Here is a 17,589-nt window from a genome sequence, read left to right as displayed (position 1 = left end):
CTTTTAGTCAATTGCACCGTTGCGAGCAAAACTTGGCAGTTTTAACCCTGGTTCTTTGTGCATCCAAATATAAGTTGCCTTGCCTGACAAGTTCTCTTCAGGCACAAAGCCCCAAAAACGGCCATCATCACTGCGATCGCGATTATCACCCATCACAAAGTACTGACCCTCTGGCACAGTGATTGACCATGAGCGACCACCAGTTTCGGTAAGTGCTGGTGAATTGGCGAGCAAAAATGGGGCTTGGCTGGCGGTATTTTCATCAGCCACATAACGCACCAAATAACTGTGCTTGCCCAAATTCTCACGCTGATAGCGTGCTGCCAGCTCCTCTTGACGACCCAAAGTCGCACGCTGCTCACCATCAATTGGCTGATTGTTAATGACAGCTGGCAACATCTTATCAACCAACGATTGTGGCATTTGATAATTGGCTGCCATCGTTGATACAGCCTCACCATTGATGCTTAGCACGCCATCATTGAAGCTCACCGTATCACCTGGCAAGCCAATCACTCGCTTGATAAAATATACTTTGTCATTGAGAGGATAACGAAATACCGCGACATCGCCACGCTCGGGACTGCCCGTATCCAAGATTTTGGTATGCGTCAATGGCAATCTTAAGCCATAAGCTGACTTATTTACCGCAATAAAATCCCCCGTGTACAAAGTCGGCACCATTGATGACGAAGGGATATTAAATGGCTCAATGATAAATGAACGCACAATCACAATCACCGCCAACACAGGCAAAAATTCATACGCCCAACGCACCCATGCAGCTTCGCTTGGCGGATTGCCCTTTAGCGAGGCAAGTTTAATGCGTTGTTGCTGAAAATCCTGATAAGCAGTTTGAATTTCGGTAGGGCTGTCAGCACTTGGTACATAAGCATCGGCGTGGCTGGCGATTTGATGGTGAGACAAGCTGGCATCAAGCCTATCTTTGGCTTGTTGTAATTGCACTTCGGCAAGCTTTAGCTCTTTTGAGTAAAACTTAACAGCATGGTGTTGTTTGAGTATGAATTTATCCACCAGCCAAATCAGCGAAAATACCAAAGTTACTGGCACAATAATCAAATTAATGTCAAATTCCACCCAACTTCTCCTAGTATTGTGATAGCACGGTCAAACGCAAACTCTGGCAGCGATTGTGCTATTAATCTCGCCCCAAATGCATTATACCAACTGCGTGTATCACCAATCAATCAATAGGTATAAAATATGTATAAAAACTTAACTATTATCAATCATCAGCTATCGACTTTTAGTACCGCCAAGAAAGCCTCTTGAGGGATTTCTACCGAGCCGACCTGCTTCATACGCTTTTTGCCTGCTTTTTGTTTTTCAAGCAGCTTTTTCTTACGGCTGACATCACCGCCATAGCATTTGGCAAGCACATCTTTTCGCATTGCCTTGACTGTGCTACGAGCGATAATCTGACTGCCAATCGCCGCCTGAATCGCCACATCAAACATCTGGCGAGGAATCAGCTCTTTCATTTTTTCAACAAGCTGATTGCCACGACGGCGTGCGTGTTCTTGATGGCAAATCATGGCAAGTGCATCAACTTTTTCGCCGTTAATCAACACATCAACGCGTGCCAATTTATCAGCAGAATAACGCTCAAAACCATAATCAAGTGAGGCAAATCCACGGCTGGCTGACTTTAATTTGTCAAAAAAGTCCATCACCACCTCACCCATCGGAATGTCAAACACCACCTGCACTTGACGAGCCATAAACTTCATATCCACCTGCACGCCACGCCGTTCGATGGCAAGCGTGATGACATTGCCCAGATATTCTTGCGGCACCAAAATATGACAGCGGGCAATCGGCTCACGAAACTCAGCAATCACACCTGTATCTGGCAGCTTAGAAGGGTTGTCCACATAGACGATTTCGCCATTTTTTTTGACAATCTCATAAATCACCGATGGGGCAGTGGTAATCAAATCAAGGTCATACTCACGCTCAAGTCGCTCTTGGATAATCTCCATGTGCAACATGCCCAAAAAGCCACAGCGAAAACCAAAGCCCAATGCTTCTGAAGTATCTGGCTCAAAAAACAATGCCGCATCGTTGATTTGTAATTTTTGTAAAGCCTCACGGAATTTCTCAAAATCGCTTGAATCAATGGGAAACATACCTGCATAAACTTGCGGCGTTACCTTTTGAAATCCTGCAATACTCTCCACATCAGGCGTTTTGGCAAGGGTGATGGTATCGCCCACAGGTGCTCCCTGAATGTCCTTAATCCCTGCAATCACAAAGCCCACCTCGCCTGCACGCAGCACATCGGTTTCTAGCGATTTTGGGGTAAATACACCAATAGAGCTAACAATGTGGCTTTCGCCTGTTGATTTGATAAAAATTTTATCGCCTTTGGCAACCTGACCTTCTCGCACACGCACCAAAGATACCACGCCCAGATAGTTATCAAACCAAGAATCAATAATCAATGCCTGTAGCGGTGCTTCACGATCACCTGTAGGTGCAGGAATGGTATCCACCAAAGTTTGCAACAGCTCCTCAATGCCCACGCCTGTTTTTGCCGAAACTCGCGGTGCGTCTGTCGCTTCAATGCCGATAATGTCCTCAATCTCCTCAATCACCCGCTCAGGCTCAACTTGTGGCAAGTCAATTTTATTCAAAACAGGCAATACCTCAAGCCCCTGCTCGACTGCAGTATAGCAGTTTGCAACCGATTGTGCCTCCACGCCTTGGGCCGCATCCACCACAAGCAACGCCCCTTCGCACGCTGCCAACGAACGAGAAACTTCGTAGCTAAAGTCCACATGACCCGGCGTGTCAATAAAATTCAGCTGATACCGCTCTCCATTTGGGTGATTGTAATACAAAGTTACCGACTGTGCCTTGATAGTGATACCACGCTCACGCTCGATATCCATGCTATCGAGTACCTGTGCCTGCATTTCTCGATCGGACAGACCGCCACAAACCTGAATAAATCTATCAGCAAGCGTACTTTTGCCGTGGTCAATATGGGCAATGATGGAGAAATTTCTAATATTGGTGATGTTCATAAATTTGATCTAGTATCGGCTGGTTGGTAAATGTACACATACCGACTGGATTTGTGCCATTAGGCTGATAACAAATCTATCGGCAATCTGTCATTATAGCGTATTTTTGATAAAGTTACCACAAATCCCCCGCCCAATAAACTGCCCATTTTTCATTGCCAAAGACAAATCTATTGACTGATAAATAGCCTAGGCTTGCCATCAAAACACAACCTGCCTGCATATTGCCAAATCAATAAGCACCAATCAGCCCTGTTCTTACAAACAACGCTTGGATACTGACACAAATGACAACAAAATAAGAAATTATGGCTTTTGCCCTTTTCTTTTGCATTGGCATTGTGTATAATTACGCCCATCAACATGATGATTGCACAACGCCAAGTACAATACTTGAGCTGTTGATACAATCATGTTTATTATGATAAACACCATCAAATCAGGGCCTATAGCTCAGTTGGTTAGAGCAGAGGACTCATAATCCTTTGGTCGCAGGTTCAAGTCCTGCTGGGCCTACCATCTTCATTAGACTTGCTTATTGCAGGTCTTTTTTATTTAAAAAACAAGCAACAAAAAACCGCCCAATCTAGGCGGCTTTGTCAAAAATTCATCAAATCCTGCTTAGGCAGTCATTGGCAAAACTTGTGGATTGCCCTTGGCAAGTTTTTTTAATACCGCAGCAATCATCTCGGCGGTGATTGGTTGTTCTTTGCCTTTTGATACAATGTTCATTTCGGTCATTTGGCGAGTTGGCTGATTCATGGCGACACCTCTAAAAACTATGACATATTGGCGATTTGCTGAATATATGTCTATATTTATCTTGTTGTGATGTGTGTAGTATAACCCATGCGTACAAATGTAAACAATGCTTTATTGGCGATTTTGCCCACTAAAGTGTAAACACTTGTTTCATCTTTGACACATCTTGTCATACTTTGCCAAAAAACGGTCATCATCTCTGATTTGGTATCATCAACACCCTTCCGCTGCATTCATCAGCGTACAAACCGCAAAAAAAATCCCGCACTTAATCGTACGGGATTTTTTATCAGCCCAGTGCATTTTCCCATCTGGGCACAACCAGCTGCATTAATGGTTTTAACAGTTTAACATTGCACGCAAACACCGAACCTGTCTGCATGGCGTTTGACGCACCTTGATGATCGACCACCACGCCTCGTGCTTCGCTTACAATCAGCTCGCCTGCAGCAATATCCCACGGCTTGATGCTCATCTCAAAATAACCATCAAAACGCCCTGCCGCCACATAGCACAAATCCAAAGCCGCCGAGCCAAAACGACGCACCTGACCGCCATTTTCACAAATCGCCTGCAGGCTGGCAAAGTGCTGTTTGGCAAAGCTAACACGCTCGTTGCCCACCATACGCTCATACGGATGACCCGTGGTAAACAGTCCACCTGCGATTGTCTTGCGATCGCTGACTTGCAGACGGCGTTGATTCATGACTGCACCTCGACCACGACTGGCAGAGAACAGTTCATCTCGCACAGGGTCATAGACCACGCCATGCTCGGTAATACCGTTTTTTTGGACAGCGATAGATACACAAAAATGCGGCACGCCATGGACGAAATTTTGTGTGCCATCCAGCGGATCAATTACCCAGCACCACTCGGCATCGGCACCCTTGCCCTCTTGTAGTCCAAACTCTTCGCCCAGATATGAATGGTTCGGATAGCTTTCTTGCAAAGTGGCAATGGTAAGCTGCTCGGCATAACGGTCAATTTGCGTAACCAAGCCGTCCAAGCCCTTTGATTCAACTGCCAAATCTAGGCGGTGGCGATTTAGATGTGCCCGCAAAATTTCATGACCTACTTTTTTGGCCGCATTTGCCGCCATCACAACCATCGGTTCCATAGAGTACCTACTTGTTAATTTGTTAAAAGATTTAAAACAGTTTATTTGCACTCATCATGCAAAAATTTTATTATACGCCAAAAGCCACAAAAAACCAATCCTTTGCCCAATCAATGCTTAATTTGCGATAAGCAAGGACAGTCTACCGACCAACGAACTGGCTTAGAGCATGATAAATACCCGCCTCGTCAAGACCGCAATACGCCAGCTGCTCGGCATGGCTTGCATGATGGATAAATTCATCAGCAATGCCCAAATTAATGATCTTGGGCTGCTGCGTCAAAGCAGTTGTGATGATAAATTCATTCACCGCACTGCCTGCACCACCTGCAATCTGATGCTCTTCAATGGTAGCAATATGCGTAACGCCCTGTGCCAACAAATCGCTGATTAATGCCTTATCCAGTGGTTTTACCCATCGCATGTCAACCACAACACAAGCAATGTGCTGCGTCTGGTACAGTCTTTTGGCAGCCTTTAGTGTATCAGCAAGTCGCGTACCAAATACCAACACGGCAAGTTTTGGCTGATTATTAGCCACATTATCAGACTCATCAAACGATTGCCAGACAATATTTGCCTTGCCTATCGGATAATGCTCATCATCAATCCCAACCGAGCGACCAGCCCCCTCCCCTCGTGGATAGCGTACCGCCGCCACCCCTCGATGGCGATAGCAACTATTAAGCAGCTGATGGCATTCATGTTCATCGCTTGGCGTGGCAATGATGATATTCGGCACACAACGCAAATATGCCAAATCAAAAACCCCTGCGTGTGTCGCTCCGTCCTCACCAACCAACCCAGCTCTATCAATGGCAAAAGTTACATCAAGATTTTGTAATGCCACATCGTGAATCAGCTGGTCATAGCCACGCTGTAGAAATGTTGAATAAATCGCTACCACAGGCTTGATTTTCTCAGAAGTTGCCATGCCTGCCGCCAGCGTTACAGCGTGCTGCTCGGCAATCGCCACATCAAAAAACCGCTCAGGATAGCAAGCTGCATACTCAACCATGCCAGAACCTTCTGCCATCGCAGGGGTGATGGCAACCAACGCCTTGTCATGCTTGGCAGTGTGCAATAGCCATTCGCCAAAAATTTGCGAGTATTTTTTGGCGGCAGGTCTAGCTGGGGAATCGGTGGCTGGTTGCTTGTCGGTGGTTTTTGGCAATTTGCCAATGGCGTGATAGCCGATCGGATCTGCCTCTGCTGGCAAAAACCCCTTGCCCTTGACTGTATGCACATGCACCAGCACCGCCCCTTGTAACTGCTTGGCTCGCTCTAGCACGCTGATAAGTTTTGGCAAATCATGCCCATCAAATGGCCCAAGATAAGTAAAGCCGATCGCCTTGAACAAATTATCCGCAAACAGCTTATCACCGATTTTTTCGGCAATTTTGTCAGGCAGTGGTGATAATGGCACGCCATGCAACAGCTCGCTGATTTTTTCGCCAATTTTGCTTGGCAGACGATTCGAGACATTTTCAAACGCACCATTTGCCATCTGTAGATAATGCCGAATGCGGCGATCATCTGCCGAAATATCTCGCTTGACCATCAAGATATTGCCATTTTTATCAATATCCATCGCCAAGCCTCGCTGCCACAGCTTGGCAAGATGGCGAGAAAAACCGCCAATCGCTGCAGAAATGGACATATCATTATCATTTAGCACCACCAACAAATCGGCATTTTGTTGTACAGCATCATTCATCGCCTCAAACGCCATACCGCCTGTCATGGCACCATCACCAATGACCGCTGCCACTTTCCGCTCTTCGCCCAATAATCGTGCCGCCAAGCTCATGCCCAAGGCAGCCGAAATCGAAGTTGATGAATGCCCCACGCCAAAAGTGTCATATTCGCTCTCATGCCGCTCAGGAAATGCCGTCAAGCCATCTTTGGCACGAATGCTAGGCAGGCGTTCGCGGCGACCTGTCAAAACCTTGTGGGCATAGGCCTGATGACCCACATCCCACACCAGCAAATCTTGTGGTGTATTCAGCACAGTATGCAGTGCAATGGTCAGCTCAACCACGCCAAGATTTGCCCCAAAATGCCCACCGCTGACACCTGTTGAATACAGCAAATAAGCTCGCAGCTCATCGGCAAGTTGCACCAGCTCATCAACGCTTAGCGTCTTTAGGACAGCAGGGCTGTCAATGGTATCCAAAATCGGCGTATCGGGACGGGTTGCCAAAATCTGATCAAAAACTTTGGCTTGGCGACTAAGATGAATGGTGGCTGAATCCGACATGGTTAATTTTTTCCGAATTTATGGCTAAATGCAACAACTTCAGCATTGCTATCAATTGGCAGTTCATCATCAAATAAAAATATGGCATAATAGCACTTTTAACCGCCAGTGCGTGTAGCAGCAAGTATGTGCTGTGGCAATATGTAAGCTATTTTACAAGATAGCCTGTGTTTTTGCTAGAAAAAACCGCCATTTCGTGATTTTTTTGACAAATTGCAACAAAGCATAAAAAATCATTGCATTTGCCACACAAAATAAGGGGTAAACTTTGTATCAATTCATCACCAAAGCCAAATTACCGACCATTCATGGTGAGTTTGACATTCATGCCTTTGAGAGTGAATCAGGGCAAGAGCATATCATGCTAACAACAGGTCTACCAACCGACCAAGACATCTTACCACTGATTCGCATTCATTCAGAATGCCTAACAGGCGATGCCTTTGGTTCGTTAAAATGCGACTGCGGCCCCCAGCTAAATCATGCCATGCAACAAATCATTGCACATGGCTGCGGTGCTATCTTATATTTACGCCAAGAAGGTCGTGGCATCGGACTGGTGAATAAAATCCGTGCCTACGCCCTACAAGACCAAGGTCATGATACGCTTGAGGCAAATCTCATGCTGGGGCTACCTGCGGACGCTCGCAGCTATGAAATGTGCGAAATCATGCTAAAATCCGTTGGCATCAACAAAGCCAAACTGCTGACCAACAACCCAAATAAAGTGCAAGGCTTACAAGACTTAGGCATACAAATTGTCGAACGAGTGCCGCTGATTGTTGGGGTAAATCCGCACAACGAATCTTATCTGGGCATTAAAGGCAAAAAAATGGCTCATTTTATTGACAGTGCGGATTTAAACCAAAGCAATATTAAGTAGATATTTTTAATAATTAATGAAAAATATCATATAATTAATCCACTTTTTAATCCACAACCCTTAACCGCTCATCGGTGGCAATCATGCAAAACAACATTCAAGCAGTCAAACAGTTCTTACTTGGCTTACAACAAACCATCATCGACGCACTGGAGCAACAAGAACGCTTGGGAGGTGTTGATGGCTCAAGCGATAGCAAGTTTGTCATTGATGTCTGGCAACGAGATGAAGGCGGTGGCGGTCGTTCGGCAGTTCTGTCAGGCGGTCAGGTTATCGAAAAAGCAGGGGTAATGTTCAGCCACATTCATATCTCGCAACTGCCAGCCTCTGCTACATTACGCCACCCAAAACTGGCAGGTTCGACAGCACAAGCATTGGGCGTATCGCTGGTTGTTCACCCCAAAAACCCCCATGTGCCTACCAGCCATGCCAATGTTCGTCTGTTTGTTGCCACACCCAATGATGGCAGTGAGGCGATTTGGTGGTTTGGCGGTGGTTTTGATCTTACGCCATTTTACCCGAATCTATCAGATGTTAAACACTGGCACCAAGTCGCCCACGAGCTTTGCCAGCCGTTTGGCGATGATGTCTATCAGCAATACAAAGCATGGTGCGATGATTATTTTTATCTGCCGCACCGTGGTGAGTGTCGTGGCGTGGGCGGTCTGTTTTATGATGATGTCAATACCGACAACACAGGCTGGGATTTTGCCAAATGTTTTGCTTTTATGCAGGCGGTAGGTCAAGGCTATCTTGATGGCATCGTGCCGATTTTTGAGCAGAATAAACACAAAAGCTACAACGAGCAACAACGACAATTTCAGCTGTATCGGCGAGGTCGCTATGTTGAGTATAATCTGGTCTATGATCGTGGCACGCTGTTTGGGCTCCAGTCAAACGGTCGCACCGAATCAATTCTGGTCTCCATGCCGCCGCTGGCAGCGTGGGAATATTGCTATACGCCAGCAACTGGCACGCCAGAATTTGAACTGACCGATTTTTATCTCAAGCCAAAAGATTGGCTGGCATTATAATCATCTTTTGCCCAGCTGGCATTTTGTTGCAAATCGTTACCAAAATTGTAAAATTTTATGAACAGTTAACAAAATATCAGTATTTTGCGATGATTTTTTGCTAAAATAAAATGGCACCATTGCAATTTGGCGGCGTAATGTTGCCACTGGCATAGCCCTCCGTCCAATTGCCGTGCCAAATTAGCCACCTAACAGGAAGCCATTATGTCAAAATACACTCTATCCGCCTTAGTACTGGCGACTTTATTCGCTGGCAGCCTTGGTTTGACAGCTTGTAGTAGCAATGCCGAAAAAACTGCCAATGCCACAAATTCACAGCTTGATGATCGTGCCAAATTAATGCGTGATTGGCGACAAGCCAACGAAAGCATGAAGACAATGATTGAAAATCCAGCCAGCTTTGATGCCGCTGCCTTTAAAGAAAGAGCCGATTTTATCGCCAAAACCGCCGATACCATGTGGCCATATTTTGAAGGTGAAGTGAGCAAAGGCGGCGATGCCAAAGATACGGTCTGGACGGATGCCGCTGGATTTAAAGCAAAAGCTGATGAATTTACCGCTGCCGCTGCCGCTCTATCTGCCGCTGCTGCCAACGCCACATCAGCTGCCGATGTTGAGCAATTGTACAAACAAATGGCAAGTAGCTGCGGCTCATGCCACAAAGAATACAAAAACTAATCAGCAACAGTCGTCATAGCTATCGCCATGGCGACTTTTTATATTGGGTGATTTTATGGTTTGCTGCCCAAAAGGATAAACAGTTATTTTTAATTATATCTTTATTCTTGCTAATATATTAAATTATCGAAATTGTCGCTTAACAAAAGTTATGCCGTCCTGATATGCCTTGGCGATTGCCAAGCGGCGATTTTTTCCTATTAGTAATTTTAGCTGCCAATATTTTTCTTGATACAGTGCTGCATGGTTGATGCAATGAGCAGCATTGACCACGCGTTTGGCAGCCAGTACCGCATCAGGCGAACGAGAGCTGATTTTGGCAATCAAATCATCAGCCATCAGCTCTGGCATATCACTCACATGTGTCATCAACCCAAGCTCACAAGCCTTGACCGATGATAACATCTCGGCGGTCATCGCCAGCTGTTTTAGCACATCGCTACGCACGCCATAAGCTGTATGGGTAATGCCCATATCCGCCACCAATCCCCACTTCGCCTCAAGCAGGGCAATCTTGGCTTTGTGATCAACAATGCGAATATCTGCACCCAATGCCAATTGCAAACCGCCACCAAGGCATACGCCTTGAACCACAGCAATTACAGGCATTGGCAGTTGCTGCCAGATCAAGCACACACGCTGGAATTTACTCATGCTGGGCTTTATCAGCTGATATATTGCACTTAAGGTATTTTTTGGATTGTTTAGCTCACCCAAATCCAGCCCAGCACTAAAATCCCCTTTTGCCCCCATGATCTTGACTGCAAAAATATCCCGACTTTTTTGCAGTTGTTTTGCCACATCAAGCAGCTCGTCAATCATCAAAAAATTAATGGCATTTTTCTTATCAGGGCGATTTAGGCACAAAGTTGCAATGCCATCTTGCACTTGCAGGGTAATGGTTTGATAGCGTTTCATCATCAACCTCCTTGTTGCAACCATCATCAATGAATATCCACTAGCCCAAGCCATACTGGCGAATTACCGCCAGCACATCTTGGCGAATCATCTGCGTGCTGGGCATTTTTTCGGCATGAAAGCGAATGATGGGAATGCCAGCACTTGCCAATGCCTTGTCTTTTTTGGCATCTTGTTTTTGTCTTGCTTTGCTTTCGTGCGTCCAATCGTCAAGTTCAATGGCAACCAATACTCGCTGCAAATCTTGTGCAACCAGTACAAAATCAACGCTTTGACGACACACACGATTGAACCAAAACTGCCGCTCGCTTGCCACCTCATCGCTTGGCTCAATCATGCGAGACAATTGCACCTGCCCAAAAATCTCATACTCTGGCAAGGCACTGCGTAATTTTTTGAAAAACAACACCTCGCTGTCAGTCATCAATGCCATCGGCACAAAAGGCCAAACGGGCAAATCATCGCCTTTGACCTGCTTTTGTTTTGGTCGAAAAATAACAAACAGCACAACGACAACAATCGCTGCAATCAACAAATAATCATTCATGCTTGCCATGATTTTGCTTTAAATTTTACTCGCCCAATGCGGCTGATTTGTTAATCACAAACCAAAACCGCCAGCAATGCTCGGTTGCTATTGCACCTGATGGACAAATGCTCCTGATGAATTGACGCGTGAATCATTGGCAAGTTTGTTGCGTAATGCTTTGGCACCCTCTTCGGTTTTTTCGTTGCCGACCAACACACGCAGACCACGGCTGGTATTACTCGTTGTTACACGATAGCCAGCATCACGGTATTGTTTGACAACCTCATCAATCTTTTGTTTATCAGGCGAGATGGCAACTTGCACTGTATAGCGTCCTGATAATTTTGGATTTTGTTTATTTTCGCTCTGCTTTTGTTCAGATTGTGCCTTGTTGTCTGTATTTTTTTCAGCAGTTTTCTCGGTGGGCTTTTCTGCTTTTTTCTGCTGTGTTTGAGCGGCTGGCTTGGTCTGTTCGCTACGCTTGTTATCTTGGGATTTTTGCTGATTTTTGGTAGCAGCAGGGATTTTTATGCTACTGCCTGCACGCAAAATATCGTTTGCCGTCATGCCGTTTGCCTGCACCAATGCCGACACCGACACACCATGACGGTTGGCAATACCCTGCCAAGTCTCACCTGCTTTTACCTCATAATTGCCCACCACTTTAATATTGGCAGGTTTGTTATCAGGCTTTTTTTGTGCCTGTTCGGTTTTTTCGGACTTGACTGTCTTATCCTGCTGTTTGTCTTTGGTTTTGGCGGTTTGGGCTTGTTGCTCAGATTTTTTGGCAGTTTCTGCTGCTTGCTTGGCAGCTTTGGCAGCTTTTTTTGCCTCTTCGGCTTTGCGTGCCGCCTCGATTGCCTCTGGTCTGGTTTGTATTGTCGGTGCTGCAATCAGCTCACTTTTTGCTGCCGAATCAGCAGACAGTTGCTGATTGGTGGTAGGATTACGCCCAGAAAGTTCTGCATTTGCCTTATCTAGGGCTTTTTTGCGTGCATTGTTTTGCTCTTCAAGCAGAGCTGCTGCCTGTTGCTGCATCTGGAGTGTATGAGCCTCTCTGGCACGCTGCTTTTGGCTAAGTAGCTTCTCTTCAGTTGCCACATCAGCGGTCAAAGGCTGCACTATAGGCTTGGCGACCTTACTTTGGGCTGGAGCATTGCTGGTGGTTTGCGTATCCGTGCTGGTGCTGTCATTTTTTGTCAATGCAAACACAGCCAATCCGCCACCGACAATCAGTGCCATGCCCAACATTACCTGCCTTGATACCATAAATCTACCACCAAAAATTTGTGAAAGTTAAGATAATTTTGCCAACAAACATGGCAAAATCCACCCAAAAAATTAATTAAAAATATCTGTTTTTTGTCCGCTTGTCAAGATTTTGAATCTGATTTTACAGATAGATTGTAAATAAAAATGTCATCATCAATCATACGGTTTGCCAAGCAAAGCAATCAAAGCCTCGCTGATGGTGTGAAATGAACCAAACACCACAATCAAATCCTCTTCGCGGCTATCAGCAATCACCGCCTGCACCGCCTTATCAAGGCTTGGGTGCTGTTCTACATTGCACTCATCAACATAATCAGTGGTAATCTGCAATAATTGCTCAAGCGACATCGCACGCGGATTATCAATAGCTGCAATATGCCATTTGTCCGTCGCAATACGCCCCTGACGGCTTGCATTCTGGACGCATTCAAGCACCGCCGCCACATCTTTATCGCCAAGCATTGAAAATACGATTTTTTGGCGAGCTTCTGGATAAATCGCCAAATGTGCCTGCCACGCCGCCGCCCACTGCTCAAGAAAAAACGCCATGCCATGTGCATTGTGTGCCACATCAAAAATCCAGTGCCTATCAGCAATGATTCTCTGGTCAAAACGCCCTGCCAACTGCACGATATCAAGACCTGTCTTAACCGCCGCCAAATCAATTGCCAGTGGACTTGCCAGTACGGCTGCCACTGCATTGACCGCATTTAATAATGACAGCTTAGGCTTGGGCAGTGTCATGGTTAATGCCGCATTGGCAAAAATCCACGACTCGCCGCAGTCTTGGTAGTGATAATGCTCACCCAATTGGTGAATTTCGGCACCTTGCTGCTGTGCTATCTGACTGGCACTGGCTGGCATTGGGTTTGAGCCAAAAATCACAGGAATATTGGGGCGAATAATACCTGCCTTTTCGGCGGCGATTTTTTCAATATCATCACCCAGCCAATCCACATGGTCAATGCCAATATTGGTTATCACTGCCACATCAGGGTCGATAATATTCACCACATCCAATCTGCCGCCCAAGCCAATCTCAAGCACCCACACATCACAACTTGCTTGGGCAAATATCCAAAATGCCGCCAAAGTCGTCATCTCAAAAAACGACAATGACAAGCCTTCTGCCAGCCGTGCCTGCTCGACTTGTTCAAACGCCTCAATCAAGGTTTTGTCATCAACGCATACGCCATCAATACGCACACGCTCGGTAAATGACAGCAGGTGTGGCGACTGATACAGAGCGGTTTTGTATCCAGCAGCCTGACAGATGGCAGCAATTGTTGCTGTGGTTGAGCCTTTGCCGTTTGTGCCTGCAGCGCTAAAAATCATTGGTTTATTTGGCAAATCCTGATTTAACACGCCAAGCCGCCTCGCCACAGGCAACACTCGCTCCAGCCCCATATCAATGGCGGACACATGAATGCTTGCCATATACTCAAGCCACCACCCAAGCGATTTTTGCATGACGATTTTTCCTATCTAAAAATTACCAATTATTTTACCGCCCTTTGGCGATTTTGCAACCAAAGCAAACCCACAATCAACAAAAACCACCCAAAACCAAGCAGTTTTGGGTGGCTTATCAAACCAAATTATGCTGCTTTTTTTGACAGTTTTGCCAAAATGCGATGCGTGGTATCAATCAGGTCATGCCGATGCACCACCATATCCACCGTGCCTTTTTCTAGCAAAAACTCAGCTCGCTGGAATGGCTCATCAAGCACCTCGCGTACTGTCTGCTCAATCACTCGCTTACCTGCAAAGCCAATCATCGCACGCGGCTCGGCAATATGCACATCGCCAAGCATGGCAAGGCTTGCTGTTACCCCGCCATAGACAGGGTTTGTCAAGATGACCACATAAGGCACGCCCGCCAATCGTAGCCTTTCGATCACTGCCGAAGTGCGTGCCATCTGCATAAGCGACAACAAGCCTTCTTGCATTCTTGCACCGCCAGAGGCAGCAAAACACACCAAAGGCTTGCGTTCTGCCAGTGCTTTTTCGGCAGCTTGGACAAATCTATCACCCACCACCGAACCCATCGAACCGCCCATAAAACGAAAATCAAAAGCACAAGCAATGACATCAAGATTTTTTAGCTTACCTGCCATCACCACCAAGCCTTCGGACTCGCCTGTCTTGCTCTGGGCTTCTGCCATGCGGTCAGGATAAGGCTTTGAATCCACGAATTTCAAAGGGTTGCCTGCACGAAATTCCTGCCCAAGCTCCTGCTCCACACTGTCAAAAAACCACTGCAATCGCTGGCGAGCGGTCATGGTCATGTGATGGTCGCATTCAGGGCAGACATAGTGATTGAGTGTCAAGACAGTATTGGTTGTCAGCGAATGGCAATTGCCACATTCTGTCGAAGGCTCTGTTTCCACAGCGGTTAAAGTCGGCACGGTTGTGCGTTTGACCTTTGGCACTTCTCGATTCAGCCAGATGGTTGGCTCTGCTGCGGTTTGTGCTTGATTTGACATAAAAAATCCCATTTAGCATCACTATAAATTTAATATAGTTTACACTTGTATTATTTATTTGGCAAACGAAATTTGTGCCTTGCCGAGAATTAGTTCGGCATTTGCCCAAAATCAGCTCAATATCACAGCCCCATGCTTGCCACATCAAACCCAAATCAAACTTGGACAAATGACAGCAAAGCACCTTGATTGCAATTTCACACGGTCAATTTCACCAAAAATCCGCACACTGCCATCGCAAGACAAACCAGCCAGCAAGCCTTCGCCTGGCAGCCAATGATGGATAAATTGCCGTTTTGCCAATCTTATGGCAAAGTTTACAATGGGCAGATACAGCTCTGTTAATTTACCGTGGTATGCCACCTTGCTCGCTCGGTAACAATCTTGCCAAGGACAAACTTGGGCAAATATCAATCCACCCAAGTTAACATCATGGCAAAATGTCATCAAATGCCATCAATCGCTGTTCTTAGCTCGTCCATTTTTGCCAAAACTTTGGCGACTGCCAGTTGCAGTTTTTCTGGATCTTCACCAGTGTCGGCAAAATTTTTCACCAATTCACTGCCGACAATCACACCATCAGCCACCGCACCCAATGCTTTGGCAGAATCGCCATCACGAATGCCAAAACCTACACAAACAGGTATGCTGGTTTCTTGCTTAATGGTGGCAACTTGCTCACGCACCGCATCAACATCAAGTGCAGATGACCCTGTTACCCCTTTTAGCGATACATAATAAATAAATCCGCTGCAATTTTCGATAACTTTGGCACGGCGTTCGGCGGTAGTGGTGGGCGACAACAAGAAAATCTGATTCATCGGATTGTCCGTGCGAGCGGTTAGCTTGCGTGGGAATTCGCCTGCTTCGTGCGGTGGCAAATCCACCATCAAAATCGCATCAACGCCAGCATCAGCACACATATCAGCAAACGCATCATAGCCGATGATTTCGATGGGGTTTAAATAACCCATCACCAACACAGGGGTGTGAGTGTTGGTTTTGCGAAATTGTGCAACCATCTTGATGGCATCACGCGTACTGGTTTTTGCTGCCAACGCTCGCTCGGCAGCATGAGCAATGACAGAGCCGTCCGCCATCGGATCGCTAAATGGCAAGCCTAGCTCAATGATATCAGCCCCGTGTGCCACAAGCTGGTGCATAAGCTCAACCGTCAGCTGTGGCACAGGATCGCCTGCCATGATATAGGGAATAAGGGCTTTTTTGTTTTGTTGTTTTAATTTAGCAAAAACGCTTTCGATTCGAGTCATGATTTCTCTCTTAATTTATCATAATTTGGCAGCTGCTGTTTATTACATATCCATGCCATCAGCTTGCATCACCGTATGCAAATCCTTATCGCCACGCCCTGACATATTGATAATGATGGATTGCTCAGGTTTCATGGTAGCGGCCAGTTTTAGCCCATACGCCACAGCGTGCGAACTCTCCAAAGCAGGGATAATCCCTTCTTTTTTGGTTACTTCTTTAAATGCTGCCAATGCCTCTTGATCGGTTGTACCGACATATTGCACACGCTTCATGTCTTTTAAGAAACTGTGTTCAGGGCCGACACCAGGGTAATCAAGCCCTGCCGAGATAGAATGTGTGCCTAGCACTTGCCCATCATCATCTGCCATCAGATAGGTGCGATTGCCATGCAAAACGCCGACACGCCCTGCCTGTAGCGGTGCTGCATGGTGCGGCGTATCAAGACCCAAGCCATTTGCCTCCACGCCATAGATTGCCACTTCTGCATCATTTAAAAAATCATAAAACAGCCCAATGGCATTACTGCCACCGCCAACACAAGCAACCAGTGCATCGGGCAGTTTGCCTGTTTTTTCTAGGTGCTGAATGCGTGCCTCTCTGCCAATAATCGCCTGAAAATCACGCACAAGCAGCGGATAAGGGTGTGGCCCTGCCACCGTGCCGATGATATAATAGGTGCTATCAACATTTGCCACCCAATCACGCATCGCCTCGTTCATTGCGTCTTTTAGCGTGCGTGAGCCTGAACTGACAGGCACGACTTTCGCTCCCAAGAGTCGCATACGATAGACATTCATCTTTTGGCGTTCGACATCATCTGCCCCCATATACACAACGCATTCTAGCCCCAAGCGTGCTGCGATGGTTGCCGTTGCCACCCCATGCTGTCCTGCACCTGTTTCGGCGATGATGCGTTTTTTGCCAACCATCTTGGCAAGCAATGCCTGACCGATGGTATTATTGACCTTGTGGGCACCTGTGTGGTTCAAATCCTCACGCTTAAAGAAAATCTTCGCACCGCCGATTTCTTCGGTTAAACGCTTGGCAAAATAAAGTGGCGTTGGCCGACCCACATAATCGGTCAAATCCGCCATAAATTCATTCCAAAACTCAGGGCTAGCCTTGGCGGTCTGATAAATCGCCTCAAGCTCTTCTAGGGCTTTCATTAAGGTTTCGGATACAAATCTTCCACCATGCACGCCAAAATGCCCGTCATCATTAGGAAATTTGGTATAATCAATCTGCTTACCCAAATCTGTGTTACTCATTGTTTGTTCCTTGTTTTGTTGATACTGTCAAAGCCACCAATCAGAGCCTTTTGTGGC

Annotated in this window: 15 protein-coding genes and 1 tRNA gene; 4 read left to right on the top strand and 12 right to left on the bottom strand. The window is 46.3% G+C overall.

The features are described from left to right. Nucleotides 1-3 precede the first annotated feature (3 nt). Nucleotides 4-1,098, bottom strand: coding sequence for a signal peptidase I (lepB, locus tag EL162_RS03720; protein ID WP_126330188.1), 1,095 nt, complete (start codon nt 1,096-1,098; stop codon nt 4-6). 155 nt (nt 1,099-1,253) lie between these two features. Next, nucleotides 1,254-3,050 carry a translation elongation factor 4 gene (gene lepA, locus EL162_RS03715; RefSeq protein ID WP_076554816.1) on the bottom strand — a complete coding sequence of 599 codons (1,797 nt, stop codon included), beginning with the start codon at nt 3,048-3,050 and terminating at the stop codon, nt 1,254-1,256. Between the two features lie 442 nt (nt 3,051-3,492). Between lepA and EL162_RS03710 the strand changes: the two genes are divergently transcribed. Then, nucleotides 3,493-3,569 (top strand) — tRNA-Ile (locus EL162_RS03710). 102 nt (nt 3,570-3,671) lie between these two features. Here EL162_RS03710 and EL162_RS09945 read toward each other — a convergent pair. The 3 genes from EL162_RS09945 to EL162_RS03700 all read right to left on the bottom strand — a co-directional run bounded on the left by EL162_RS09945 (nt 3,672) and on the right by EL162_RS03700 (nt 7,192). Continuing rightward, nucleotides 3,672-3,812, bottom strand: coding sequence for a hypothetical protein (locus EL162_RS09945; protein WP_170161410.1), 141 nt, complete (start codon nt 3,810-3,812; stop codon nt 3,672-3,674). Nucleotides 3,813-4,101: 289 nt separating this feature from the next. After that, nucleotides 4,102-4,932, bottom strand: coding sequence for an inositol monophosphatase family protein (locus EL162_RS03705; RefSeq protein ID WP_076554817.1), 831 nt, complete (start codon nt 4,930-4,932; stop codon nt 4,102-4,104). 142 nt (nt 4,933-5,074) lie between these two features. Beyond that, the gene (locus EL162_RS03700) at nt 5,075-7,192 is read right to left on the bottom strand and encodes a 1-deoxy-D-xylulose-5-phosphate synthase (RefSeq protein WP_126330186.1); all 2,118 of its coding nucleotides are present in this window, start codon (nt 7,190-7,192) and stop codon (nt 5,075-5,077) included. Between the two features lie 268 nt (nt 7,193-7,460). Between EL162_RS03700 and ribA the strand changes: the two genes are divergently transcribed. The 3 genes from ribA to EL162_RS03685 all read left to right on the top strand — a co-directional run bounded on the left by ribA (nt 7,461) and on the right by EL162_RS03685 (nt 9,787). Further along, nucleotides 7,461-8,075 carry a GTP cyclohydrolase II gene (gene ribA, locus EL162_RS03695; protein WP_076554819.1) on the top strand — a complete coding sequence of 205 codons (615 nt, stop codon included), beginning with the start codon at nt 7,461-7,463 and terminating at the stop codon, nt 8,073-8,075. A gap of 83 nt (nt 8,076-8,158) precedes the next feature. After that, a complete protein-coding gene (gene hemF, locus EL162_RS03690) occupies nt 8,159-9,109 on the top strand; it encodes an oxygen-dependent coproporphyrinogen oxidase (protein WP_126330184.1) in 951 nt (316 codons plus the stop codon). Between the two features lie 204 nt (nt 9,110-9,313). Then, nucleotides 9,314-9,787, top strand: a complete 474-nt coding sequence (locus tag EL162_RS03685) for a c-type cytochrome (RefSeq protein WP_126330182.1) — start codon at nt 9,314-9,316, stop codon at nt 9,785-9,787. A 123-nt stretch (nt 9,788-9,910) separates the two neighbouring features. On the opposite strand, the gene EL162_RS03680 is transcribed toward EL162_RS03685, so the two are convergent. The 7 genes from EL162_RS03680 to trpB form a co-directional block, all read right to left on the bottom strand. Continuing rightward, complete coding sequence (locus tag EL162_RS03680; RefSeq protein ID WP_126330180.1) at nt 9,911-10,708, bottom strand: crotonase/enoyl-CoA hydratase family protein; 798 nt, start codon at nt 10,706-10,708, stop codon at nt 9,911-9,913. 37 nt (nt 10,709-10,745) lie between these two features. After that, nucleotides 10,746-11,261: a DUF2726 domain-containing protein gene (locus EL162_RS03675; protein WP_076554822.1), complete on the bottom strand. Its 516-nt coding sequence runs from the start codon at nt 11,259-11,261 to the stop codon at nt 10,746-10,748. Nucleotides 11,262-11,339: 78 nt separating this feature from the next. Continuing rightward, entirely contained in the window at nt 11,340-12,503 is a 1,164-nt protein-coding gene (locus tag EL162_RS03670; RefSeq protein WP_126330178.1) for a LysM peptidoglycan-binding domain-containing protein, read from the bottom strand. Between the two features lie 156 nt (nt 12,504-12,659). After that, a complete protein-coding gene (gene folC, locus EL162_RS03665) occupies nt 12,660-13,976 on the bottom strand; it encodes a bifunctional tetrahydrofolate synthase/dihydrofolate synthase (RefSeq protein ID WP_126330176.1) in 1,317 nt (438 codons plus the stop codon). A gap of 128 nt (nt 13,977-14,104) precedes the next feature. Then, the gene (accD, locus tag EL162_RS03660) at nt 14,105-14,992 is read right to left on the bottom strand and encodes an acetyl-CoA carboxylase, carboxyltransferase subunit beta (RefSeq protein ID WP_076554825.1); all 888 of its coding nucleotides are present in this window, start codon (nt 14,990-14,992) and stop codon (nt 14,105-14,107) included. A 446-nt stretch (nt 14,993-15,438) separates the two neighbouring features. Beyond that, a complete protein-coding gene (gene trpA / locus EL162_RS03655) occupies nt 15,439-16,263 on the bottom strand; it encodes a tryptophan synthase subunit alpha (RefSeq protein ID WP_170161409.1) in 825 nt (274 codons plus the stop codon). Between the two features lie 42 nt (nt 16,264-16,305). Further along, nucleotides 16,306-17,532 carry a tryptophan synthase subunit beta gene (gene trpB / locus EL162_RS03650; RefSeq protein WP_126330172.1) on the bottom strand — a complete coding sequence of 409 codons (1,227 nt, stop codon included), beginning with the start codon at nt 17,530-17,532 and terminating at the stop codon, nt 16,306-16,308. Nucleotides 17,533-17,589: the final 57 nt, after the last annotated feature.

Source organism: Moraxella cuniculi, from assembly GCF_900637105.1.
Taxonomy (GTDB): domain Bacteria; phylum Pseudomonadota; class Gammaproteobacteria; order Pseudomonadales; family Moraxellaceae; genus Moraxella; species Moraxella cuniculi.
This window is presented reverse-complemented; position numbering and strand designations above follow the sequence as displayed.